This window comes from Phenylobacterium sp. (genome assembly GCF_036402295.1).
GTDB lineage: Bacteria > Pseudomonadota > Alphaproteobacteria > Caulobacterales > Caulobacteraceae > Phenylobacterium.
Genome location: NZ_DASWTE010000192.1, coordinates 1 through 23,021 on the forward strand (window position 1 = coordinate 1; position 23,021 = coordinate 23,021).

Below are 23,021 nucleotides of genomic sequence, written 5' to 3' on the forward strand. Positions count from 1 at the left end.
CAGGAGGATCGCGACGGTCCAGAGGCCGACGCCTGAGAGCGGGGTGAGGTAGGGGGCCACGAAGACGATCAAGGCGGCGGTGAGGATCCAGCCGCCCAGGAAACCCTCCCAGGTCTTGTTGGGGCTGACGGTGGGCATGATCTTGCGGCGGCCGAACAGCTTGCCGGTGACGTACTGCAGGACGTCGTTGCCCTCGGTGGCCAGCAGCAACAGGAAGACGAGGCCCGCCGCGCCGGCCTGGGGCGCGTCGGAGAGCGGGACCCGCATGAGCAGCGCCACATAGCCCAGGGCGTAGACGCAGGTGACGACGCCGAAGTGGAAGACCGAGGCGCGGGAGAGGTAGTCGCGGGTCTGGCCGATGCAGGCCATCAGGAACGGCACGGCCATGAAGACGTAGACCGGGATGAAGACGAGGTAGAAGCCGTAGATGCCCGTGAGCACGAAGCTGTAGTTGATCGGGATGGTCAGGTAGGCGCCCAGGATCAGCATCCGGTCCTCCTTCGGGACCGGGACGAGGGAGAGGAACTCCTTCAGGGCCAGGAACGAGACCAGGGCGAAGAGCGCGGTCATGGCGATCCAGCCGCCGAGCAGGGCGCCGACCAGCAGCGCGGCCATCACCCACCAGGAGTTCATGCGCTCCTGCAGGTTCCTGTAGTCCTTGCCCGGTTTGAGCTTGGGCAGGAGGGCTGCGGCGAGCGCGCCAATCGTCAGCGCGGCCAGCACGCCGGCGAGGCCCCAGAGCAGGGCGCGGGGCATTGCCGCGAAAAAGTCCGAAACGAGCTCGACCATGCTACCCCTTGGTCCCGCAACGGCGACACCCTAGCATCCCCGACATGAGCTCTGCAGTAGCAGGCCTGGCCCGATCAGGGGCCGTACACGGCGCGGTCGCGTTCCTGGCGATGGGCGCGTGGGCGGCCTTCGCCAACCGTGGCCACGGCCCGGGGGCCATGGCGTTGGCGGGCGTGGTGCAGGGGGCGATCTCCTGCGTCATCACGCTGATCCTCAAGCGGTCGCTGGAGGCGATGTTCGCGCGGCTGTCCGGTCCCGCCGCCGTGCTCGTGCCGCCTCTGGTGACCATGGCCGTGGTGCTGGCGGTGCTGGTGACGATTCACCGGCTGGCCGGCACGCCCGAGGTCTGGACGACCATCGCCGTGCCCTACACGGTCTCCTCGGCCTATGCGTGGATCTACACCGCGACCCTGGCCCGCACGGCGAAGCGGGCATGACCCTCCTTCGCCAATGCTTCGCAGCTCCTGAAGGGAGCGAAGTAGGATGAGCGACCTCGACAACCGGCGGCCGCTGAAGTCGCGCGACACCGGCTGGGCGCGGGCCGGCGCGGCGTGGCTGGCGCGGGCAGGCGTGACGCCGGACGCGGTGTCGGCGGGCGCGGTGGTGTTCGGCCTGGTCGGCGGTGGGCTGCTGGCGGCGTCGGGCGTACTCGACGGCGGGGACCGTGTGGCGACGCTGCTGGGCGGCGCCCTCTGCGTCCAGCTGCGCCTCGTCTGCAACCTGATGGACGGCATGGTGGCGGTCGAGCACGGCCGCGGCGGGCCGCTGGGGCCGATCTGGAACGAGCTGCCCGACCGCATCGCCGATGGCGCGTTCCTGGTAGGCGCGGGCTACGGCGCAGCGCTGGCCGGCGTGGGCTGGGGCGAGGCGGCGGGCTGGGCGGCGGCGGTGTTCGCCGTGCTGACCGCCTACATCCGCGAGCTGGGCCGTGCCCTGGGCCAGCCGGCCGACTTTGGCGGGCCGATGGCCAAGCCGCAGCGGATGGCGCTGCTCACCGTGGCGGCGATCGTCGCAATCTTCGAACACAATTGGGGCTGGCGCGGCGACGCGTTCGCAGGTTCGCTGGCCCTCATCGCCATCGGCGCGGCCCTGACCGCGGCGATCCGGACCGGGCGGCTGGCCGCTCGCCTCAAAAGTGGAACCCGATGAGAAGCATCCTCTTCGCCATCGCCTACTACGCGATCTCGATCACCCACGTGCTGGCCGCCGCCGTGGCGGCGCTGCGGCCCGGGCGCGGCGCGGTGCGGCGGGTGATCAACCGCTACGGCAAGCGGATGGTCTGGGCCATGCGGGTGTTCGCGGGGATCAAGCTGGAGGTGCGCGGCCGCGAGCGGCTGCCGGCCGACGGGGCCTTCATCATCGCGCCCAAGCACCAGTCGTGGGGCGACGGCTTCTGTTCGTTCTCGCAGTTCGACGACGTGGCGTTCGTGACCGGCGACCACCTGGAGCGCTTCCCGCTGTTCAAGCCGATCCTGCGCAAGCTGGGCGCCATCGTGGTGGACAACTGCGGCGGCCCCGAAGCCCGCAAGGCGATGTCGACGGCGGCGGCCGAGGCCCACAAGGAAGGCCGCAAGATCCTGATCTATCCCGAGGGCCACCTGGCCCCGGTGGGCGTGCGCTACCGCTACCGCACCGGCGTCTTCTACATGTCGCGCGACTTCGAGATGGTGGTCGTGCCGGTGGCCACGAACCTGGGCTGCTTCTGGCCGCAGCAGTCGTTCTGGAAGACGCCCGGGACGGCGATCATCGAGTTCCTGGACCCGATCCCCACCGGCCTGCACCGCACCGACTTCCTCAGTCGGCTGGAACAGGTGATCGAGGACCGCACCGCCGAGTTGGTGGCCGAGGCGACGGGCAAGCCGATGACGCCGTCCGTGCTGGACGTGCCCGACGCCGAGCGCGAGCGGGCCGAGGCGAAGAAGGCGGAAGCGGCGGCCTAGAGCCTGTCGAGTTCAGATGGAACCATCTGAACTCGGTGAACAGGCTCCATCTCTTTGAGTTAGAGCGCGCTTCAGGGGCGAAACCGGCTTCCACTTTCGCCCAACGCGCTCCGGCCGTCAGCACGCGGCCGCGGCTCCGGGCCTGGCCTCGTCCTCGAAGCCGGCCAGGGCGCCCAGCTGGCCCAGGCGCGCGAACGTGCGCTGGACGTTGGCGAGGTTGTCCAGCGCCATCCGTTCCAGCGCGGGGGCTTCCTCGGGCGGCGCAATGGCGACCGCGCCACGGGTGGACCGGTGCAGGAAGCCCGCGGTCTCGAGGCTCATGACGTAGCGCCGCGCGGTCTCGGGCGACAGGCCCAGTTCGGCGGCGAAGCTCGATGTGCGGGCCGGCAGGCCGGCCGCGACGGGGTTCCTCGCCCACACCGTCAGCTCGTCCGGGCCGAGACCCCTGATGTTGTGCTGCACGATCTTCATCAGGATCAGGCCGGAGAGCGGGTCGCCCGTCATGGCGATCATCTCGTCGGCCATGCGCAGGACGTACTCCCATGTCAGGCGGTTGGTGATCAGCACCGGCGGCGGGTCTCCGGCGCCGCCCGCGGCGACCACGGCGGTCAGCACGCCCGCCGCGCACAGCTCGCGATAGAATTGGCCGATGCGGTCGTGCCGCTGCAGGATGCCTTCGATGAAATCCGGGCGCTGCAGGATGGACTGGGGCACCGTGACGCCGCGCGCCGTGACCTCGAGGATGCCCGCCTTCTCCATGCGCCGGACGCGGCGGCGCGCCGTCTCGAAGGGGATGCGCATCGACTGGGCGACCGCGTTGACGCTGACCGGCCGCCGCATCTCGGCGGGGGCCGGCGAGGCGAGGTCGGCGTAGGCCAGCTGCAGGCCGGGGTCCTGGGTAAGGGGCGCGACGTTGCTGGCGATGATCGTCGCGAACAGCAGCGAGTCGATCAGGTCGCGGTCGCGCCGGCTGATCGCGCGGATGTCGAGGATGAAGTCGATCGACAGCGGCGCGGTGCGCCAGGCCAGCGCCAGGCGCTGAGGATCGTGGGCCGGGGGCGGGCCGGGTCCGCTCATGACCGCGGCCCCAGGCCCTTGAGCAGCTCGGCGACCGCCGCGTCGAGCTGGCTGTCCTTGCCCGCGGCGCCCTCGCCCAGGGCGCGCTCGACCCGCAGGTCGACCGGCCGGGGGTTCAGCTCCATGTCCTTGCCGTCGGCGCCCTGGATGCGGATGAAGGGCAGGCGCACCTGCGAGCCGTCGATGAGCGGCAGGTTCGAGGTGTAGATGATCCAGCCGGCCGTCGGCGTGCCCACCACCTTGCCGAGGCCCAGGTAGCGGTAGCCCTCGGTGAAGTCCTCGGCGTCGCTGAGCGAGCTCTCGTTGATGACGAGGACCGTGGGCTTGCCCAGGGCCCGCTGGCCCAGGTTCTGCCGGCTGGGGACGCCGAACAGGCCGCGCGGCGTCATGGTCAGGAAGTTCTTGCGGGCGAAGACGTCGAGCACATAGCCGTTCACGAACCCGCCGTTGTTGTTGCGCAGATCGATAACGACGCCGTCCCTCGCCTGGTTCTGCGCGTCGAGGTCGATGTAGAGCTGGTCCAGGCTGTCCGAGCTCATGTCGAGGATGTGGACGTAGCCCAGCCGCCCGCCGCTGACGCGCTCGACGTAGGCGCGGCGGCCCTTGACCCAATGGCGGTAGAGCAGGCCCCGGGCCACCGACGGCGCGACCGGGCGCACCACGGCCTCGCGGCTGGCGCCGCCGGTGGTCACGGTGAGCACCGTGCGCTTGCCGGCGCGGTCCAGCAGCCGCGAATCCAAGTTCACGCCGGGGCCGACCCGCACACCATCGACGGCGGTCAGTACGTCGCCCGGCTTGATCGAGCCTTCCACGTCTGCCGGACCCAGCTGGATCACCTCGGTGACCACCAGGCCGCGGCCGGCCTCGTAGGCCTCGCGGTCGAAGCGCAGGCCGAGGTCGCTCACCCGGTCGGCCGGGGGGCTGCCGAAGCCTTCCGTGGGGCGGTTGATGCCGGTGTGAGAGGCGTTGAGCTCGCCGATCATCAGGTTGATCACGCGGCGCAGCTCGTCCGGCGTCTGGGCTCCCTGGGCGTAGGGCTCGAAGCGTTCGCGCAGGCCCGTCCAGTCCTTGCCGTGGTACTTGTCGTCGTAGAAGGCGCGGTTGAGCGCCGACCAGGCCTGGTCGAACACCACCTGCTTCTCGGCGTCGAAGCGCACGACCATCTCGGCGGTGACGTCGATGAACCGCGGCTTGGGCGCCTCGATGGTCACTGCGGCGACGCGGCCGCCGTCGAGATAGTAGACCGTCTTGGAGTCCGGGCCGAACGCGTAGTCGTTCTTCGGGCGGCGGCCGCCGGTGAGCTGCTGTGGCGTGGCGGGCTCGCGGGCCAGTTCGTCCAGGCTGTAGCTGAACAGGTTCTGGTCGCCCTGACGGCTGCGGTAGACCAGGGTCTTGCCGTCGGGGCTGATCACCGGCTCGTCGACCGATGCGCCCAGCGGGATGAAGGTGGCGCGCTCGCGGATGCCTTCGAAGACGATGCGCATCTGGGCCGGCTTGGCCTTGGCAGGCGTCGCCTCCTCCTTGGTCTCGTCGGCGGTCTTGGATTCCTCCTCGGAGGCTGTGGGCTTGGCCGCGGGCGGCTTGTCGTTGGGCGCGGGCTGGGCTGGCGTGCCCGGCGTGGACGGCCCGGAGCGGAACAGTTCGCGGAACGCGTCCTCACGGTACTTGGGCGTGTTGGGCAGAAGGTCCACGCGGACCATCTTCGCCGGCTCGCTGCGCTGGGCGGTGTCGAAGACCACGTACCGGCCGTCGGGCGACCAGGCGATGGTGTCGCCGGTGACGCCGTTCGCCAGGAAGCTGATCGGCCGCGCCTCGCCGCCCGCGGCGGGCACGACCCAGACGTTGCGGAACGACCGCGGGTCGGTGACGCGGAAGGCCAGCCAGCGGCTGTCCGGCAACCACGCGGCGCGGGTTCCGTCGTTGCGGTTGAGCGCGCCCTCGAAGACCAGGACGTCGCGAGCGGGTTTGCCGTCGGCGGCCGGCGTCATCACCCGCAGCTGACGCGCGCCATGGACGTAGGCCAGCATCTTGCCGTCCGGCGACCAGACGGGCGCGGCGTCGAAGTCGGTGGGCTGGGTAAGCGCACGCGCCTTCTGGGTGGCGAAGTCGTACTCCATCACCTGGCTGACGCGCCCACGCTCGGCGACGAAGGCCAGGCGGCGGCTGTCGGGCGACCAGGCCAGGTCGCTCTCGGCGCCGGGCGTGTCGGTGATCCGCTGGGCCGGGCCGCCGTCCTTGGTCGGCGCGGCGAACACCTCGCCGTGGGCGACGACCGCCAGCTTCTTGCCGTCGGGCGAGACGGCCATGGAGCGGAAGGTGGTCTCGGAGAGGCGGCGCTCACCCGCCGCGGCCGGCGCGCCGCGCAGCGCGACCGGCACCTTGGCCGCGACGCCCGTGGCGGGGTCCAGCTTCCAGATCTCGAACTCGCGCTCGAAGACGATGGCGCGGCCGTCGTAGGCGATCGACGGGTAGAGGACGCGACCGTCGGTGAACCTGGTGACCGGCTGCGCAGCTCCGCCAGCCAGCGGCAGGCGCCAGATGTTCTCCGAGCCGCCCTCGTCGGACATGAAGTAGAGCGCGCCGCCGTCGGGCGCCCACATCGGCCACAGGCGCTTCGAGCTCGCGCCCAGCAGGCGGCGCGGCGAGCCCGAAGCGATCGGCCTCAGCCACAGCTCGGCCTCGTCGATGTGCGAGTGGCCGTTGCGCCACCACTGGTTCCCGGAGATGCCCTTGGCCATCAGCGCGACGGCGGTCCCGTCGGGCGAGGGCGCGCTGTGGAATTCGGCGAGGTAGCGCTCGCGGCTCACCTCCAGCGGGGTCCCTCCCGCGGCCGCGACGCGGAAGATGTCGGGAAGCCGCGCCACGTCGTTGGCGCCTGACGAGAAGTACAGCCACTTGCCGTCGCGCGACCAGCCGTCGAGCTGCTCATTGGTGTCGGAGTAGGTGAGGCGGCGCAGCTTTCCGGTAGCCAAGGTCAGGACGAAGACGTTGGCCGCCCCGCCGCGGCTCGAGGTGAAGGCGATCTCTCGGCCGTCAGGCGAATACTGCGGCCGGCCTTCCGTCGCCGCGTCCGTGACCAAGAGGCTCGCGGTTCCGCCCGCGGCGGGGACGGTCCAGATGTCGCCGCCCGAGACGAAGGCGATCTCGGCGCCGTCGGGCGAGATGGCGGGCTCGGCCAGCGTGGGTCGCGGCGCGGCGTGGGCCTGGAACGCGAAGGCCGCCGCGGCGGCGGCGGTCAGCAGGCGGACGAAGCCGCAACGTAAGAACATGGATGCACCCATGGGATAACTAGATCCCTGTGTATCGCGATTTGCCACATCGTCATGGCTGGGCACGTTGCAACCCCGAGGCGAGCGGCCTCAGAGCAGGCTGACCGCCTGCCAGACCGCCAGCGCCACCACCAGCACGCCCACGATCCAGGTCAGCATGCGCACGGGCAGCACCTTGGTCATCCAGCCCGCCAGGGGCGCGGCCACGACCCCGCCGGCGATCAGCCCGGCCAGCGACCAGAGCAGGCCGCGCAGGCCGGCGGTCTCCCAATGGCCCGACACCAGCGCCCCGAAAAAGGCGGCCGAAGTGGCGATGGCGACGAACATCTCGGCGGTGTTGGTCGTGCCGATGGCCTTACGCGGGTCGGCGCCGGCGCCCATCAGCGAGCTGGTCACCACCGGACCCCAGCCGCCGCCGCCGATGGCGTCGAAGAAGCCGCCGATCAGGCCCAGGGGGAAGGGCGAGCGCCAGGAGAACACCTTGGGCCGAGTCTGCCGCCAGGCGCGGTAGAGGATCACCAGGCCCATAAGGAACAGCCAGCCCACGACGTAGGGCTTCACCGCCTCGCCCGGGACCGAGGTCAGCACATAGGCGCCCACGACCCCGCCCAGCACGCCACCGCCGGAGAGCAGGGCGAGCAGCTTCCAGTCGATGTTGCGATAGAAGATGTGCGAGAGGCCCGAGGCGGCGCCTGTGAACACCTTGGCCGCATGCACGCTGGCCGAGGCGTTGGCCGGGCTGACGCCGAAGCTCAGCAGCACTGACGTCGAGATGACGCCGTAGGCCATGCCTAAGGCGCCGTCGACCAGTTGCGCCGCAAAGCCGACGGCGGCGAAGAGCCAGAAATCAGGATCCATCCGGGGGTCCTGTTAGGGCCAAGCTCGGGCCCGGGCCAGCCCAGAACCTCTAATGGCCGCGCCAGAAAGTCCGCGCGCCAAGCGGATCAGTCCTTGGCGCGTTCCTGATACGAGCCGTCCTCGGTCAGCACGACGATCTTCGTGCCGACGCCGATGTAGGGCGGAATCATGGTGCGCAGGCCGTTCGACAGGATCGCCGGCTTGTACGACGATGACGCGGTCTGGCCCTTCACCGACGGCTCCGTCTCGACGACCTCGAACGTCGCCAGGCGCGGCAGTTCGATAGCGATCGCCACGCCGTCGTGCGTCGACAGCGTCACGGTGCAGCCGTCCGTCAGGTAGGGCGCGGCGTCGCCGACGATGTCCGCAGAGGCCACCAGCTGGTCGTAGTTGTCGGGGTTCATGAAGTGGAACCCTTCGCCGTCCTGGTAGAGGAAGGTGTAGGGGCGGTCGTCGACGATGGCGCGTTCGACCTGTTCGGTGGTGCGGTAGCGCTCCGAGATCTTCACCCCGTCCGAGATGCGGCGCATGTTCAGCTGGGTGACCGGCGTGCCCTTGCCGGGGTGGATGTTCTCGGCGCTGAGCACGACGTAGAGCTTGCCTTCGAGATCGACGACAGCGCCCTTGCGCAGCGAGCTGGCGATGACTTTCACGGGTGGTCCTCGGTGATGCGGCGGAGCGCCGGGCGGGCCCTGGGCGATTCCGCGGATGGAATTCTTGTGCGCGCCCCTATAGCGATGTGAGCCGAAATCTCCAGCCCCTGCTCATTCCGAGCTCGCTCGGAATGAGCTACTCAACTCTAAGATATGGCGCGCTTTACTCGCAAAACCGGCTTCCACTTTTGCGAAGCGCGCCACCCTGACGCAGGCCCTTGAACCAGTCCCGCGAGAGCCCTTGGTGGTCGCCCGACCGCCGCCGCGACCGGCAGCCGTTCCTGCAGGCACGGACGAAGATCACCCGCGCCGTGCGCCACTGGTTCGACGGCCAGAGGTTCACCGAGGTGGAGACCGCCGCGCTGCAAGTGTCGCCCGGCAATGAGGCGCACCTGCACGCCTTCGCCACCCAGGCGCTGACCACCGACGGCCAGGCGCGGCCGATGTACCTGCACACCTCGCCCGAGTTCGCCTGCAAGAAGCTCTTGGCGTCGGGCGAGACCGAGATCTTCACCCTGGGCAAGGTTTGGCGGAACCGCGAGCGCGGGCCGCTGCACCATCCCGAGTTCACGATGCTGGAGTGGTACCGGGCGCACCAGCCCTACCAGGCGATGATGGCCGACTGCGCGGGCCTGCTGGCGGCGGCGGCCGAAGCCGCCGAGGCGGACCGGCTGCGCTACCACGGGCGCGAGGCCGATCCCTTCGCCGAGCCCGAACGGCTGACCGTCGCGGAAGCGTTCGAGCGCTACGCCGACATCGGGCTCCTCGCCGTGCTGAACGACCGCGCCGCGCTGGCGGAACAGGCGCGCAACGGCGGGATCCGGGTGGCGCCCGACGACACCTGGGCCGACATCTTCAGCCGGGTGATCGTGGAGAAGGTGGAGCCCAACCTGGGGCGCGGCCGGGCGACGATCCTCTACGAGTACCCGCATTCCGAGGCGGCGCTGGCGCGGCCCAAGGCGTCCGACCGGCGGGTGGCCGAGCGGTTCGAGCTCTATGCCTGCGGCGTCGAGCTGGCCAACTGCTTCGGCGAGCTCACCGACGCGGTGGAACAGCGCCGCCGCTTCGAGGTCGAGATGGACGAGAAGGAAGAGCTCTACGGCGAGCGCTACCCCATCGACGACGACTTCCTGGCGGCGCTCGCGAAGATGCCGCCGGCCAGCGGCGGGGCCCTGGGCTTCGACCGGCTGGTGATGCTGTGCACCGATGCTGCGCGCATCGACCAGGTGCTGTGGACGCCCGTCGCGTAAGCGCCGCGTTGCCCTGCGCGGACTTTGCCCCTATCTGCCGCCTCCGATGACCGCCGCCCGCACCCTGCGCACGCCTGCCGACCTCGCCGAGGCCGGGATCGTCGCGCCTGAGCTGCTGCCCGAGCTGGAACGGGTCGCGGCGCGGTATGCGGTGGCGATCACACCGGCGATGGCCGAGCTGATCCCCGACAACGACGCCATGGCGGCGCAGTTCGTGCCCACCGCGGCCGAGCTGGTCCAGGCGCCCGAGGAGCGGGCCGATCCGATCGGGGACGATGCGCACAGCCCGGTCGAGGGGATCGTCCACCGCTATCCCGACCGCGTGCTGTTGAAGGCGAACCACGCCTGCGCCGTCTACTGCCGCTTCTGCTTCCGCCGCGAGATGGTGGGGCCGGAGGGCATCCGGCCGCTGAGCCCCGCGCAGCTCGACGCGGCGATGGCCTACATCGCCGGCGATCCGGCGATCTGGGAGGTGATCGTCACCGGCGGCGATCCCCTGATCCTGTCGTCGCGGCGGCTGAAGGACCTGATGGCCCGGCTGGCGAAGATCGAGCACGTGAAGGTCGTCCGCTTCCACACCCGCGTGCCGGCCGTCGCGCCCGAGATGGTGACGCCCGGGCTGGTCGCGGCCCTGCGCGCGCCGCGCAAGACCACCTGGGTGGCGCTGCACGCCAACCACACCGACGAGCTGACGCCGGCCGCCGAGGCGGCCATCGCCCGCATCCAGGACGCCGGGATCCCGATGGTCAGCCAGACGGTGCTGCTGAAGGGCGTCAACGACGACGCGGCGGTGCTCGAAGCCCTGATGCGCCGGTTCGTGGAGCTACGGATCAAGCCCTACTATCTGCACCATGCCGACCTGGCGCCCGGCACCGCCCACTTCCGCACCACCCTCGCCGAGGGCCAGGCGCTGATGCGGAGCCTGCGCGGCCAGGTCTCGGGCCTCTGCCAGCCGACCTACGTCCTCGATATCCCCGGCGGCCACGGCAAGGCGCCGGTCGGGCCGTGCTACGTCGGCGACGGCGAGGTCACCGATCCCAGCGGCCGCAGCCACGCTTATCCGCCGGCGTAACGCGTTCGCTGTTGCGCCAAGGTGACAGTACGACTGTCACAGCGTGTGGCCCCGTCGACACACGTATCTGCAAACCCCAGATATGCGTTCATCCGCGGTACACTGGTTCACGTAGATGAACGGGCAGGTCCGATGGTCGGACCCTGGCGACTAGAGGATTGGGTAGCATCATGGGCGGGCATGGCTTGCGGGGCGGACGCATCGGGCGCTGCCTGGCTTTGGCCGCCGCGGCGCCGATAGTGTTCGGCGATCTCGCGCTAGCCCAGCAGCCGCAGCAGGGCGCGCCCAATCCGGCCGCGGCTCCGCCGCTCCTGCCGATCCCGCCCGCGACCCAGCCCGTTCCGCCGCCGCCTCCGCCGCCGGTCGAGATCCCGGCGCTGACCCCGGCCCAGGCGCAGGTGGCGCTGAAGGTGCTGCGCGCCGCCGACCTGCACGGCCTGCAGCCCAAGCTGTATGTGCCCGAGGGCGTCCCCGACACCGGCGTGCTGACGCCTGAGCAGCAGACGGGCCTGGCCGACGGCCTGGTCCGCTACGCCCACGATGTCCGCATCGGCCGGATGGAGCCCGACCAGTTCCCTGAACTCTGGCAGGTGCGTCCTGCGGCCTGGGACCCGTCGCCGGACTTGGTGCAGGCCCTGGCCGAGAACCGCCTGCAGGCGTGGCTCGACAGCCTGCCGCCCCGCTATTCGGGCTACCATGCGCTGCGCCGCGGCCTCGCCCGCTACCGTGAGATCGCCGCGAACGGCGGCTGGAAGACGATCGCCGAGGGCGAGAAGCTGGACCTGGGATCGAAGGACCCGCGGGTCGCGGCTCTGCGCGCTCGGCTGGCCGTGGAGGACCCGCAGGTCGTCGCCACCGGCCCCGCGGTGTTCGACAAGCCGCTGCAGGAGGCGGTCCAGCGCGCCCAGCGGCGCTATGGCCTGAAACCTGACGGCGTGGTGGGCAACGGCACGCTCTCGTACCTGAACCAGCCGGTCGGACAGCGCATCCTGCAGATCGTGGCCAACATGGAGCGCTGGCGGTGGATGCCGTCGACGATGCCGGCCACGCGGGTGCAGGTGAACACCGGCGCGGCCATCGTCACCCTGTTCCGCGACGACAAGCCCGTGCTGTCGATGAAGGCGGTGTCCGGCAAGAAGGGCGACGAGACGCCCATGCTGACCTCGGCGATCCACAGCGTGGTGATCAACCCGCCGTGGAACGTGCCCACCCGGATCGCCAACGAGGAGCTCTGGCCGAAGGAGAAGGCGAACCCCGGCTACCTGGCGCGCAACGGCTACCGGGTCATCCCGGTCGAAGGCGGCCAGCCGCGGCTGCAGCAGGCGTCGGGCGACTCTTCGGCGCTGGGCCGCTTCAAGTTCGACTTCAACAACCCGTTCGCGGTCTATCTGCACGACACGCCGTCGAAGGGCGGCTTCGATCTCTATGCGCGCAACGCCAGCCACGGCTGCGTGCGGCTGGAGAAGCCGCGGGCGCTCGCCGATGCGCTGCTCGAGGGCGACGCGACCTGGACAGCCGAGGCGATCGACAAGCAGCTCGAGGGCGACAAGACCGTCCGAGCGCGGCTCACGAACCAGGTGCCGGTCTTCATCCTTTACTGGACGGCCTTCGCCGCGGGCGACGGCCAGATGAACTTCCGTTCGGACCCGTATAACTGGGACCGTGAGCTGCTGCAGCGAGTCGGCGTGCTCGCATCGGGTACGAAGGTCTAACGAGGGCTGGAATGTTGAAGAAGGTGCTGTGGGTCGCGGCGGCGTGCGCAGCGGTCCTGGTGGCGCTGGCGGTGAGCCGGTCGCTGAACTTCGACGAGCCGGTCAAGGCGCCCGAGGCCGCGCCCGCCGCCGCCGCCGCCGTGGCTCCGCCGCCGCCGGTGGAGGCTCCGCTGCCCCCGCCGCCCGAAGTCAAGGCCGCCCCACCACCGCTGACGCCCGACGAGCAGCAGATCCAGGACGATGCGGCCGCCACGGGCATGACGACCGTGGAGCCGGAACCCCCGGCCGAACCGCCGACGAACTAGGACTTGCCTCCCGCCGCTTCGCGGGGAGGTGCGGCGTTACGCGCCTACGCCCCGCGCCACTGGCGCACGCGGCCGGTGTCCACGTGCACGAAGTTGGAGACGGGGTAGTAGCCGACGCCGCCCGCGCCGACCGAGAGGGCCGCATCGCGCAGGTTGGCGAGCTCGACGCCCTGGATGCGCACGTCGATGGCCTTGCCGACCGTGTGCTGGCTGTGCTCGGCGACGCCGCGGGAGCGGCCGCGGAGCATGGCGTTGGTCCTGGGCGAGCGGTAGCCGGAGATCACCTGGAACGGGCCGTTGGCCTCCAGCCGGAGCTGGATCGTGTGCAGCGCGTCGAACAGGCCGGGGTCGATGAAGTGCTCGTCGCCGGTGCGCCAGTCGCGCATCACCCGGTTCGCCTCGGCCAGCGCGTCAGGCAGGTAGGCGCCGTTGGCGTAATAGACGTCGTTGAACGCCTCGCCCGTGTGCAGGTTGTGCAGGATCGCGCGCCGCGGCTCCCAGATGTCGAGACGCTGGGCCCACGCCGGGGCGGCGATGGCGGCGAGGCCGGCGGCGGCCCCGAAGGTGAGCAGCTCTCTGCGGCGGACGAGGTTGGGCACTGCGCCTCCCGGCCTTCCGCAGGAAGGCCACTCCACTTTTGACCAGTCCTGCGCGCCTTGCGCCGCGCGGGGCCGTCGTAAAATCGAAGGCGGCAAGATGGCGGGCCAATCGTTAACGTCAACCCTACGCGCGGTCTGGTGCGACCAGGAGTCGCCGGATGCTTTGCCCTTGAGCCGTGGGCGCCGTTCGCGGACAGTCGGAGCCATGGAGCCGGTACGAGCAAGATGCCGGCCAGGGAGGGCTACTCGATGCGCGCGCTTCTGGCGGTGGCCGCCGCAGCGGTCTGGCTGACGGCCGGCGGGGCGTCCGCGCAGCCCGCGGCCAACGACTACGGCAAGGACGAGACTTGGCTGTGCCGCCCGGGCCGGAACGACGCCTGTGCGATCGACACCAGCGCCACCGTGGTCAACGCCGACGGCTCGACACGGCGCGAGGCTTGGGCGCGCAACGACAAGGCGGCGGTGGACTGCTTCTACGTCTACCCGACGGTCTCGGCCGACACGACGCCCAACAGCGACATGATCCCGGGGCCCGAGGAGCGCTATGTGGTCGAGCGGCAGCTGGCCCGCTTCGGCAAGGTGTGCCGCGTCTACGCGCCGCTCTACCGGCAGGTCACCATCCCGGCGCTTCGGGCCATGACGTCCGGCCAGCAGGTGGCGGTGGACCGCGAGTTGGCCTACCGCGACGTGCGCGACGCCTGGAACCACTACCTCAAGCACGACAATCAGGGCCGCGGCGTCGTCCTCTACGGCCACAGCCAGGGCTCGGGGGTGCTGAAGCGCCTGATCCAGGAGGAGATCGACGGCAAGCCGGTCCAGGGCCAGGTGATCTCGGCCATGCTGATCGGCTCGAACATCCTGGTCCCGAAGGGCAAGGACGTGGGCGGCGACTTCAAGGCCATGCCGCTCTGCCGCTCGCGCCAGCAGACCGGCTGCATCGTCACCTACGTGAGCTTCCGCGAAAGCGCGCCGCCGCCGGCCAACAGCCGGTTCGGGCGCACGGCTCAGGCGGGCATGGAGGTGGCCTGCACCAACCCCGCCGCACTGGTCGGCGGCGCCGCCGTGATGAGCCCGGTGTTCGGGGCGAAGCGCGTGCATCCCACCGCCGCGCCGCCGCCGCCCTGGGTGACCCCCGCGGTCGACATCGCCACGCCCTATGTCCGCGTGCCCGGCCTGGTGAGCGCGCGATGCATCAGCGACGCGAACGGCGGCTACCTGGCCTGGCGGATCAACGCCGACCCGAAGGATCCGCGCACCGACACCCTGGCCGGCGACCACCTGGACGCGGCCGGGAAGGTCCAGGCCGACTGGGGCACCCATTCGCTCGACGTGCCCGTGGCCATGGGCGACCTGATCGACACCGCCGCGGCTCAGGCCGCCGCCTACGCCCGGAAGCGCTGATGACCGCCGTGGCCGCCGCCCCCGTCTCGTCTCCCGCCACCCTACGGAAGGTGGTGGCCGCCAGCATGATCGGCACCACCATCGAGTGGTACGACTTCTTCCTCTACGGCACCGCCGCGGCTTTGGTGTTCAACAAGCTGTTCTTCCCGTCGTCCGAGCCGCTGGTGGGGACGATGCTGGCGTTCGCCACCTACGCGCTGGGCTTCGTGGCGCGCCCGCTGGGTGGGGTGATCTTCGGCCACTACGGCGACCGGATCGGCCGCAAGCGCCTCTTGATGCTCAGCCTGGTGATGATGGGCGCGGCGACGGTGCTGATCGGCTGCCTGCCGACGTTCGAGCAGGTGGGACTACTGGCGCCGCTGATGCTGGTGGCGCTCAGGCTCATCCAGGGCTTTGCGGTCGGCGGCGAGTGGGGCGGGGCGGTGCTGATCGTGGCCGAGCACGGCGACGCCGCGCGGCGCGGTTTCTGGACCAGCTGGCCACAGGCCGGCGTGGCCGGCGGCAGCCTCCTGGCGTCGGGCCTCTTGGCGCTGATGGCGGCGGTGCAGAGCGACGCCGATTTCCTGGCCTGGGGCTGGCGCGTGCCGTTCCTGCTGTCGGCGGTGCTGATCGGCGTGGGCTGGTGGATCCGGGCCACCGTGGACGAGAGCCCGACATTCCAGGCGGTCGCGGCCGAGGCGGCGGCGCTGCCGAAGGCCCCGGTGCTGGAGGCGATCCGCCGCCGGCCGCTCAGGCTCCTCATCGGTGGCGGGCTGAAGTTCGCGGAGAACATCAGCTACTACATCGTCTCCGTCTTCACGATCACCTACGTGACCCAGGCCGTGGGGCTGTCGCGGCAGGCGGCGCTGAACGCCATCCTGATCGCCTCGGCGCTGCACGTGGTGCTGATCCCGTTCTTCGGCTCGCTGTCCGACCGGATCGGCCGCCGGCCGGTCTACGCGTTCGGCGCCTTCGGGATGATGCTGTGGACGTTCGCCTTTTTCCGCCTGCTCGACACCGCGGACCCGACGCTGATCATCGTGGCCTGCTGCGGCGCTCTGGTGTTCCACGCGGCGATGTACGGGCCGCAGGCGGCGTTCCTGTCCGAGATGTTCCCGACTCGGTTCCGCTACTCGGGCGTGTCGCTGAGCTATCAGGTGACGTCGATCTTCGCGGGCTCGCTGGCGCCGCTGATCGCCGCGGCCCTGCTGGCCGCCACAGGCTCGGGGACACCGGTGGCGATCTATGTGGCGATCGCCTCGCTGATCACCGGCGTCGCGGCGCTTGCCGCGCGCGAGACGCGCGGCAAGTCCTTCGCCGAGATCGACGCCGAGGCCTGACGGCCTCTAGTGCTTCAGCACGTCGCGGGCGGCGTCCTTCAGGGCGCCGACGCCCTTCTGCACCTTGCCTTCGACGCGTTCGGCGGCGCCTTCGGCCTCGAGGTTGGGGTCCTTGGTGGCCTTGCCGGCGGCTTCCTTGATGGAGCCCTTGATGTCCTTGGCGGCGCCCTTAGCTTCGTCCTTATGCATGGCTTGGTTCCTTCCGTTGGGATCGGAAGGCCATACGCGGGAGCGGCCTGACGGTTCCTAGCGCGCTGTCAGGCGAAGTGGACACCGGTTCGCCGCCCGGACAGCGCGCCAGACCTCAACCTGGAGCGCAGTCAGTGGCGCGAAGGTGTTTCCACCTTCGCTGACTGCGCTAGGCCGCGGCGCGCGAAGTCCGGTCGAGCAGGGCCTCGAAGGCGGCGGACGCCGAGCGGCGGGCGTCGGCGTCGCCCATCATCCGCCGCGCGTCCGAATGGCCCAGGACGAAGCTCTTCATCTGGAAATAGGCCGCCTGCGCCTCGCGCTCCGACAGCGGCGGATCGCGCAGGGCGTGGAACTCGCGCGTCACCGTCTTGCGGAAGCCCTGCAGTTGCCGGTGCAGCAGGTCGCGCAGCGGCCCCGGCTGGTCGTCGAGTTCGATGGAGAGCTGCATCAGCGGGCAGCCGCTCTCGGCCCAGTCGTCCTCGCACCACTGCAGCCAGCGCTCGAACACCTTCTCCAGCCGTGGCCGGCCCGGCGGCAGCTCCGCGGCGGGGACCCAGATCAGCTCGCGGAAACGGTCGGTGACCATCTCCACGACGGCGAGGTGCATGTCCTCCTTGGACTCGAAGTGCTTGAAGAGGCCGCTCTTCGAGAGGCCCGCGGCTTCGGCCACGTCGTTCAGGCTCACGCCCGTCAGCCCGCGCAACGCCGCCTGGCGCGCCGCCTCCTCGAGGATGCGGGCCCTCGTCGCTTCGCCCTTTTTCAATTCGGCCAAGCCTCCCTGCTTGACAAAGTGACCGATCGTGCTCTTTTAGAGCTTAGCGACCGGTCGTGCTCTTTTCTACCGAAAGGACACGAAAATGCAAAACTTCAGGTGTGTGAGCGCGATCGCGGCGATGGCCGTGTTCGCGGCCGGGTCGGCCTTCGCCCAGGTCCCGGGCTCCAAGGGCCCAGGTTCGTTCAGGGGCGAAGCCCGTCTGGTCACCCCGACCGCCGTCCCCGTCGAGCAGACGATCGGCGGCGCGGCGTGGCGGTGCGACGGCGACCAGTGCCAGGGCGCGGCGGCGCGCAAGGGCAACCTCGATGGCGTCGTGCGCGAGTGCAAGAAGGTGGTGGCGGCGATCGGCCCCGTCGCCAGCTACCGCTCGGGCGCCCGCGAGCTTTCGGATGGCCAGCTGCGCGCCTGCAACAAGGCCGCGATCCAGATGCAGACCGCCCGCAACTGAGTTCAGTTCCTCCCCTCGGCGCGGCGCAGTTCTCGGCCGGCCAAGGGATCACTCGCGGGGGGGCGCAGGCCCTCCCGCGGCTTTTCCGCCGGCAGTCCGCGGCTCCTGGCCCCGCGCGCGGCGCTCTTCCTCGAGATGGAACAGCTCCGCCACCGGCCCGGGCGGACGCGCCAGAAGCTTGGCGATCGCGCGGTTGAGATCGGCCAGCTTGTAGGGCTTGCGCAGGATCGGGAACTCGTCGCCGATCCGGGCGGCCGCCTCGCTGTAGCCGGTGGCGAGCAGCACCGGGGTCGGCTGCGCCCGCTCACGGATCGTCCGCGCCATGTCGATCCCGTCCAGCTCGCCGGCCATCACGATATCGCTCAGGACCATGTCGAACGGCCCCTCCGCGTCCAGGACCTGCAGGCCGGACTCGCCGCTGGACGTGGCGACCACGTCGTGGCCGAGCTCCTCCAGCATGCGGGCCGCCACGTCGGCCACCTCGGGATTGTCCTCGACCAGCAGGATCCGGCCGCTGCGGCTGAGCGCGATCGGCTCGTCGTCGACCGACGGCGCCGGCGCCCGGTCGGCGCGGGGCAGGAACAGCGTGAAGCTGGCCCCGCGGCCCAGCTGGCTTGAGACCGTCACCTGACCGCCCGACTGCTGGGCGAAGCCGTAGACCTGCGACAGGCCAAGACCCGTGCCCTTGTCGACGCCCTTGGTGGTGAAGAAGGGGTCGAAGATGCGCGGCAGGATGTCGGGCGGGATGCCCATCCCGGTGTCCTCGACCCTCAGCGCCACGAAGTCGCCCTCGAGCCGGTCGGGTGTTTCGGCGCCGCTCAGCGTGCGGTTCTCGGCGCGGAGCGTGATCGTCCCGCCCCGGGGCATGGCGTCGCGCGCGTTGACGGTGAGGTTCAGCACCGCGAGCTCGAACTCGCCCACATCTACGGCGATGGGCCACAGATCGTCCGGCGTCCGCATCTCGAGCTTGATGGCGGGCGGGAGGCTGGTCGACAGCAGCTCGCGCAGTCCGGGTGTACGGTCGGCCAGCGAAAGCGGCGCAGGCGACAGGCGCTGGCGGCGGGCGAACGACAGGAGGTGCCGGGTCAGCTCCTCGCCGCGGCGGGCGGAGGCCTCGATGGCGTCCAGGGCGCGCTGGCCCCGCGGGTCGTCGGCGAGCTTCCTGCGCAGGAGCTGGGCCTGGCCGCTCACCACCATGAGCAGGTTGTTGAAATCATGCGCCACGCCGCCGGTGAGCTTGCCCAGCGCTTCCAGCTTCTGGCTCTGCGCCAGCTGCTCGTGCGCCCGCTGCAGGTCGAGCTGGGCGCGGCGCTTGTCGGTGATGTCCCGGGTGATCTTGGCGAAGCCGAGCAATTGGCCGTCGTCGTCGTGGATCGCGTCGATGATCACGGAGGCCCAGAACAGGCTGCCGTCCTTGCGCACGCGCCAGCCCTCGGCGTCGTAGCGGCCCTGGTCGGTGGCGGTCTTCAGCGCCCGCAGGGGAGTACCGGCGGCGCGGTCCTCGTCGGTGTAGAACGTGCTGAAGTGGCGGCCCACGATCTCGTCGGCCGTGTACCCCTTGATCTGCTCGGCGCCGGCGTTCCAGTTGGCCACCACGCCGTTGGGGTCCAGCATGAAGATCGCGTAGTCGACCACGCCCGAGACCAGGGTGCGGAACTGCCGCTCGCTCTGGACCAGCGCGTCCTGGGCGGCCTTCCGCTCGGTGATGTCGCGGGTGACTTTGGCGAAGCCGATGAACTTGTCGTCCTCGTCGTAGATCGGATCGATCACCACCGAGGCCCAGAAGCGCTGCCCGTCCTTGCGCAGCCGCCAGCCCTCGGCGTCGTAGCGGCCGTCCCGCAGCGCGGTCTCGAGCGCACGCGCCGGCGCCCGCGCCCGCCGGTCCTCGGGCGTGTAGAAGACGCTGAAGTGGCGGCCGACGATCTCGCTCTCCGAGTAGCCCTTGATGCGCTCGGCGCCGCGGTTCCAGTTGGTGACCACGCCGTTGGGGTCGAGCATGAAGATGGCGTAGTCGACGACACCGTCCACCAGCAGGCGGAAGCGTCGTTCGCTCTCGGCCAGGGCGACCTGGGCGTTGCGCTGCCGGGTCATGTCGCGGGTGACCTTGGCGAATCCGATCAGTTCGCCGGCCTCGTTCCGCACCGCGTGGAGCGCGCCGAACGACCAGAAGCGGGTGCCGTCCTTGCGGACGCGCCAGCCTTCGAGCTCGATATGCCCCTCCGCGGAGGCCGTCGCGAGGATGCGCTCGGGCATCCCTGCCGCCCGATCCTCGGGCGTGAAGAACGTCGAGAAGTGACGGCGCTCGATCTCGGCGTGGGAGTAACCCATCAGCCCGTGCGCGCCTGAATTCCAGCTCGTCACGCGACCATCGGTGTCGAGCATGTAGATCGCATAGTCGCTGACCGCGTCGACCAGGTATTGAAGCGTGCGGTCGTCGGTCTTCATGACTTGGGTTTCTGGCGGGACACCTGTCGGCTCCGGCATGTCGTTGGCCTGCACAGGCTTCATGTCCCCCTCGACGCCCTCAAGAGGCGCGAACGCATGGGCGGCCCGTGGGGTTCCGGCGTTGCGCCCGGGGCCCGCCGCCGCTATCTGCTCGCGCGAATTCCCGACACTCCGACCAGCGAGCACGCACGCCCCATGGCGCAGCAGTACATTTTCCAGATGCAGGGCCTGACCAAGGCCTTCCCCGGCAGCCCCAAGAAGCTCTTCGAGAACATCTGGTTGTCGTTCTACCCCGACGCGAAGATCGGCGTGGTGGGTGTCAATGGCTCGGGCAAGTCGACGCTGCTGAAGATCATGTCCGGCATCGACAAGGACTTCACCGGCGAGGCCTTCGCGGCCGACGGCATCAAGCGCGGCTATCTCGAGCAGGAGCCGAAGCTGGACGACAAGCTCGATGTCTGGGGCAACGTCATCTCGTGGTGCGAAGAGAAGCAGATCTTCGACAAGTACAACGAGGTCGCGAACAAGCTTGGCGAGGACTATTCCGACGAGCTGATGGAGGAGATGACCGCGCTCCAGGAGAAGCTGGACGCTGGCGACCTCTGGGACATCGACAGCCGCATCGAGATGGCGATGGACGCCCTGCGCTGCCCGCCCAACGACTGGCCGGTCGACAAGCTGTCAGGCGGTGAGCGCCGCCGCGTGGCGCTCGCCCGCCTGCTGCTGGCCAAGCCCGACATGCTGCTGCTGGACGAGCCCACCAACCACCTCGACGCCGAGAGCGTGGCCTGGCTGCAGCACCACCTGGAGGCCTTCCCGGGTTGCGTGATCCTGGTCACCCACGACCGCTACTTCCTGGACCAGGTCACCAAGTGGACCCTGGAGTTGGATCGCGGCAAGGGCCTGCCCTACGAGGGCAACTACTCGTCCTGGCTGGAGCAGAAGACCAAGCGGATCGCGCAGGAAGAGCGCGAGGAAGCCGGCAAGAAGCGCACGATCGAGCGCGAGCTGGAGTGGGTCCGCTCCTCGCCGTCGGCGCGGCGCAGCAAGTCGAAGGCCCGCCTGGCCGCTTTCGAGCAGCTGCAGAACGAGGCCGATCGCCAGAAGCAGACCTTCGCCCAGATCCAGATCCCGCCGGGGCCCCGGCTGGGCAACATGGTCATCGAAGTCGACAACCTGGAGAAGGAGTACGGCGACAAGCTCCTGTTCAAGAACCTGTCCTTCAAGCTGCCGCCGGGCGGCATCGTCGGCGTGATCGGGCCGAACGGCGCCGGCAAGACCACGCTCTTCAAGATCATCACCGGCCAGGAGACCCCCGACCAGGGCAGCGTGCGCCTCGGCGAGACGGTGAAGCTGGCCTACGTCGACCAGAGCCGCGACAGCCTCGACCCGAACAAGAACGTCTGGCAGGAGATCTCCGGCGGCCTCGACATCATGAAGGTGGGGAGCCGCGAGATCCCCAGCCGCGCCTACGTCGGCTCGTTCAATTTCAAGGGCGGCGACCAGCAGAAGAAGGTCGGGCTGCTGTCGGGCGGCGAGCGCAACCGCGTGCACCTGGCCAAGACCCTGGCCTCCGGCGGCAACGTTCTGATGCTCGACGAACCGACCAACGATCTCGACGTCGAGACTCTCGGGGCGCTGGAATCGGCCCTGGAGGACTTCCCGGGCTGCGCCGTGGTGATCAGCCACGACCGCTTCTTCCTCGACCGCCTGGCCACCCACATCCTGGCCTTCGAGGGCGACAGCCAGGTGGAATGGTTCGAGGGCAACTTCGAAGCCTACGAAGAAGACAAGAAGCGCCGCCTGGGCGCCGACAGCCTCATCCCCCACCGCATCAAATTCCAGAAGTTCACGCGGTAGGCGACCTGGGGTTGAGGGTTCGCAAACCTGTGCCCTAAGGTGCGGCGGCGCGAGTGACGCGCGACGGGGGGTGCAGGTATGGCGCTGCTTCAGCCGACGTCTACGGCAACCTAGGCGACGACACCTGCAACGGCGGCGAGGGAGCCGACACGATCCGCGGCGGCCAGGCCAACGACATACTGCAGGGGGGCGAGTGGAACGACTGGCTCTCCGGCGATCGCGGGGACGACACGGTCACCGCCGGGGCTGGGGGCCGACCTTTTTCTACACCTTCGGCGACGCCGGAATTGACCGGGTGACCGACTTCAAGATGGGCGAGGGCGACCGCGTGCTGCTCGATCCCGCCACGCAGTACACGGCGGCCCAGGCGGGCGCGGATACGGTTATCAACATGAACGGCGGCGGGCAGATGGTGCTGGTGGGCGTGCAGCTGTCGTCGCTGCCAGCGGGCTGGATCTTGGGGGCGTAGGCGACCTCTCTTCGCGCCCCGCGTGTAGAGCGCCCGCCGCGAGCGAAATGGTTGAGCCGATGTCGCGCCCCGTCATAAGGTGCGCCGCCGCGGCGGATGCCCGCTTCGCCGCGCGGGGGGACAAGCCGTGGCGACATACCAGTTCCTATCGATTACCGAGGGTGAGGCGTTGAACTACGACGCCGCGCGAGACGATCTGCGGTTCGACGGCCTCTCGGGGCGCGTCGCGACCGACTTCTATGTCAGGGAAGTTTTCCCGGCCTTTGCGCTCCATCTGAGGAACGGCGGCAGCGTTGTCTTCGGCGGGGGTGTGGAAGGCGAGCGGCTGGTCCTGCCCGACGGTTCGATCATCGCCTTCCCGGGGCGGGGCTCGGCGACGGTCGAGGGCGGGCCGGGGGCCGACAATCTCTACGGCGGCCAGGACCACGACCTCCTGCGAGGCCTGGTGGGAGCCGACGCGCTGGACGGCGGATCGGGTGACGACACGCTCGTCGGCGGACTACAGGCCGACTATCTGATGGGAGGTTTCGGCGCGGACACGTTCGTCTTCGCGCCGGGCGACAGTGGGACGAGTGAAGGCGCAATCGACTA

General features: G+C 70.0%; 23 protein-coding genes. 14 read left to right on the plus strand and 9 right to left on the minus strand.

The genetic code is table 11. The annotated features are described in order from the left end of the window. A partial coding sequence (locus tag VGD44_RS11990) for a phosphatidate cytidylyltransferase (RefSeq protein ID WP_331087245.1) occupies positions 1-789 on the minus strand: 789 nt, incomplete at its 3' end. A 44-nt stretch (positions 790-833) separates the two neighbouring features. Between VGD44_RS11990 and VGD44_RS11995 the strand changes: the two genes are divergently transcribed. Genes VGD44_RS11995 through VGD44_RS12005 form a run of 3 tightly spaced genes read left to right on the plus strand, consistent with a single transcriptional unit; the run spans position 834 to position 2,729 of the window. Beyond that, positions 834-1,226 carry a hypothetical protein gene (locus VGD44_RS11995; protein WP_331087247.1) on the plus strand — a complete coding sequence of 131 codons (393 nt, stop codon included), beginning with the start codon at positions 834-836 and terminating at the stop codon, positions 1,224-1,226. 46 nt (positions 1,227-1,272) lie between these two features. Beyond that, the gene (locus VGD44_RS12000; protein WP_331087249.1) at positions 1,273-1,938 is read left to right on the plus strand and encodes a CDP-alcohol phosphatidyltransferase family protein; all 666 of its coding nucleotides are present in this window, start codon (positions 1,273-1,275) and stop codon (positions 1,936-1,938) included. After that, the gene (locus VGD44_RS12005; RefSeq protein WP_331087252.1) at positions 1,935-2,729 is read left to right on the plus strand and encodes a lysophospholipid acyltransferase family protein; all 795 of its coding nucleotides are present in this window, start codon (positions 1,935-1,937) and stop codon (positions 2,727-2,729) included. Before VGD44_RS12000 ends, VGD44_RS12005 begins: the two co-directional genes overlap by 4 nt. A gap of 117 nt (positions 2,730-2,846) precedes the next feature. On the opposite strand, the gene VGD44_RS12010 is transcribed toward VGD44_RS12005, so the two are convergent. The 4 genes from VGD44_RS12010 to efp form a co-directional block, all read right to left on the minus strand. Next, positions 2,847-3,806 (minus strand): hypothetical protein, encoded by a 960-nt coding sequence (locus VGD44_RS12010; RefSeq protein WP_331087253.1) that lies wholly within the window; start codon positions 3,804-3,806, stop codon positions 2,847-2,849. Further along, positions 3,803-7,075, minus strand: coding sequence for a S41 family peptidase (locus tag VGD44_RS12015; RefSeq protein WP_331087255.1), 3,273 nt, complete (start codon positions 7,073-7,075; stop codon positions 3,803-3,805). The genes VGD44_RS12010 and VGD44_RS12015 overlap by 4 nt, the downstream gene beginning before the upstream one ends. Before the next feature lie 90 nt (positions 7,076-7,165). Continuing rightward, positions 7,166-7,933, minus strand: a complete 768-nt coding sequence (locus tag VGD44_RS12020; protein ID WP_331087257.1) for a sulfite exporter TauE/SafE family protein — start codon at positions 7,931-7,933, stop codon at positions 7,166-7,168. Positions 7,934-8,019: 86 nt separating this feature from the next. After that, positions 8,020-8,586: an elongation factor P gene (gene efp, locus VGD44_RS12025; RefSeq protein WP_331087259.1), complete on the minus strand. Its 567-nt coding sequence runs from the start codon at positions 8,584-8,586 to the stop codon at positions 8,020-8,022. Positions 8,587-8,804: 218 nt separating this feature from the next. Between efp and epmA the strand changes: the two genes are divergently transcribed. From epmA to VGD44_RS12045, 4 genes are all read left to right on the plus strand, one after another. Further along, entirely contained in the window at positions 8,805-9,836 is a 1,032-nt protein-coding gene (gene epmA, locus VGD44_RS12030) for an EF-P lysine aminoacylase EpmA (RefSeq protein ID WP_331087261.1), read from the plus strand. 46 nt (positions 9,837-9,882) lie between these two features. Next, positions 9,883-10,908 carry a lysine-2,3-aminomutase-like protein gene (locus VGD44_RS12035; protein WP_331087263.1) on the plus strand — a complete coding sequence of 342 codons (1,026 nt, stop codon included), beginning with the start codon at positions 9,883-9,885 and terminating at the stop codon, positions 10,906-10,908. A 239-nt stretch (positions 10,909-11,147) separates the two neighbouring features. Then, complete coding sequence (locus VGD44_RS12040; protein WP_331087265.1) at positions 11,148-12,620, plus strand: L,D-transpeptidase family protein; 1,473 nt, start codon at positions 11,148-11,150, stop codon at positions 12,618-12,620. Between the two features lie 11 nt (positions 12,621-12,631). Continuing rightward, a complete protein-coding gene (locus VGD44_RS12045) occupies positions 12,632-12,925 on the plus strand; it encodes a hypothetical protein (RefSeq protein WP_331087267.1) in 294 nt (97 codons plus the stop codon). A gap of 44 nt (positions 12,926-12,969) precedes the next feature. Here the strand turns inward: VGD44_RS12045 and VGD44_RS12050 are convergent, their stop codons facing one another. Beyond that, positions 12,970-13,524 (minus strand): DUF882 domain-containing protein, encoded by a 555-nt coding sequence (locus tag VGD44_RS12050; protein WP_331087270.1) that lies wholly within the window; start codon positions 13,522-13,524, stop codon positions 12,970-12,972. A gap of 249 nt (positions 13,525-13,773) precedes the next feature. Here VGD44_RS12050 and VGD44_RS12055 point away from each other — a divergent pair, with 249 nt between their 5' ends. Together VGD44_RS12055 and VGD44_RS12060 are read left to right on the plus strand one after the other, a co-directional pair. Then, complete coding sequence (locus VGD44_RS12055) at positions 13,774-14,925, plus strand: DUF3089 domain-containing protein (protein WP_331087272.1); 1,152 nt, start codon at positions 13,774-13,776, stop codon at positions 14,923-14,925. Beyond that, the gene (locus tag VGD44_RS12060) at positions 14,925-16,244 is read left to right on the plus strand and encodes an MFS transporter (protein WP_331087274.1); all 1,320 of its coding nucleotides are present in this window, start codon (positions 14,925-14,927) and stop codon (positions 16,242-16,244) included. Before VGD44_RS12055 ends, VGD44_RS12060 begins: the two co-directional genes overlap by 1 nt. Positions 16,245-16,250: 6 nt before the next feature. Here VGD44_RS12060 and VGD44_RS12065 read toward each other — a convergent pair whose 3' ends face one another. Then, complete coding sequence (locus VGD44_RS12065) at positions 16,251-16,433, minus strand: CsbD family protein (RefSeq protein WP_331087276.1); 183 nt, start codon at positions 16,431-16,433, stop codon at positions 16,251-16,253. A gap of 169 nt (positions 16,434-16,602) precedes the next feature. After that, positions 16,603-17,205 carry a TetR/AcrR family transcriptional regulator gene (locus VGD44_RS12070; protein ID WP_331087278.1) on the minus strand — a complete coding sequence of 201 codons (603 nt, stop codon included), beginning with the start codon at positions 17,203-17,205 and terminating at the stop codon, positions 16,603-16,605. Between the two features lie 85 nt (positions 17,206-17,290). Between VGD44_RS12070 and VGD44_RS12075 the strand changes: the two genes are divergently transcribed. After that, positions 17,291-17,656, plus strand: a complete 366-nt coding sequence (locus VGD44_RS12075; protein ID WP_331087280.1) for a CC_3452 family protein — start codon at positions 17,291-17,293, stop codon at positions 17,654-17,656. Between the two features lie 48 nt (positions 17,657-17,704). On the opposite strand, the gene VGD44_RS12080 is transcribed toward VGD44_RS12075, so the two are convergent. Then, a complete protein-coding gene (locus VGD44_RS12080; protein ID WP_331087282.1) occupies positions 17,705-20,101 on the minus strand; it encodes a PAS domain S-box protein in 2,397 nt (798 codons plus the stop codon). A gap of 195 nt (positions 20,102-20,296) precedes the next feature. Between VGD44_RS12080 and ettA the strand changes: the two genes are divergently transcribed. The 4 genes from ettA to VGD44_RS12095 form a co-directional block, all read left to right on the plus strand. After that, positions 20,297-21,961, plus strand: coding sequence for an energy-dependent translational throttle protein EttA (ettA, locus tag VGD44_RS12085; protein WP_331087284.1), 1,665 nt, complete (start codon positions 20,297-20,299; stop codon positions 21,959-21,961). Between the two features lie 53 nt (positions 21,962-22,014). Next, positions 22,015-22,260 carry a hypothetical protein gene (locus tag VGD44_RS26515; protein ID WP_414694645.1) on the plus strand — a complete coding sequence of 82 codons (246 nt, stop codon included), beginning with the start codon at positions 22,015-22,017 and terminating at the stop codon, positions 22,258-22,260. Then, the gene (locus tag VGD44_RS12090; protein WP_331087286.1) at positions 22,257-22,430 is read left to right on the plus strand and encodes a hypothetical protein; all 174 of its coding nucleotides are present in this window, start codon (positions 22,257-22,259) and stop codon (positions 22,428-22,430) included. Before VGD44_RS26515 ends, VGD44_RS12090 begins: the two co-directional genes overlap by 4 nt. 127 nt (positions 22,431-22,557) lie before the next feature. After that, the coding region (locus VGD44_RS12095; RefSeq protein ID WP_414694646.1) for a calcium-binding protein at positions 22,558-23,021 on the plus strand (464 nt) is incomplete at its 3' end.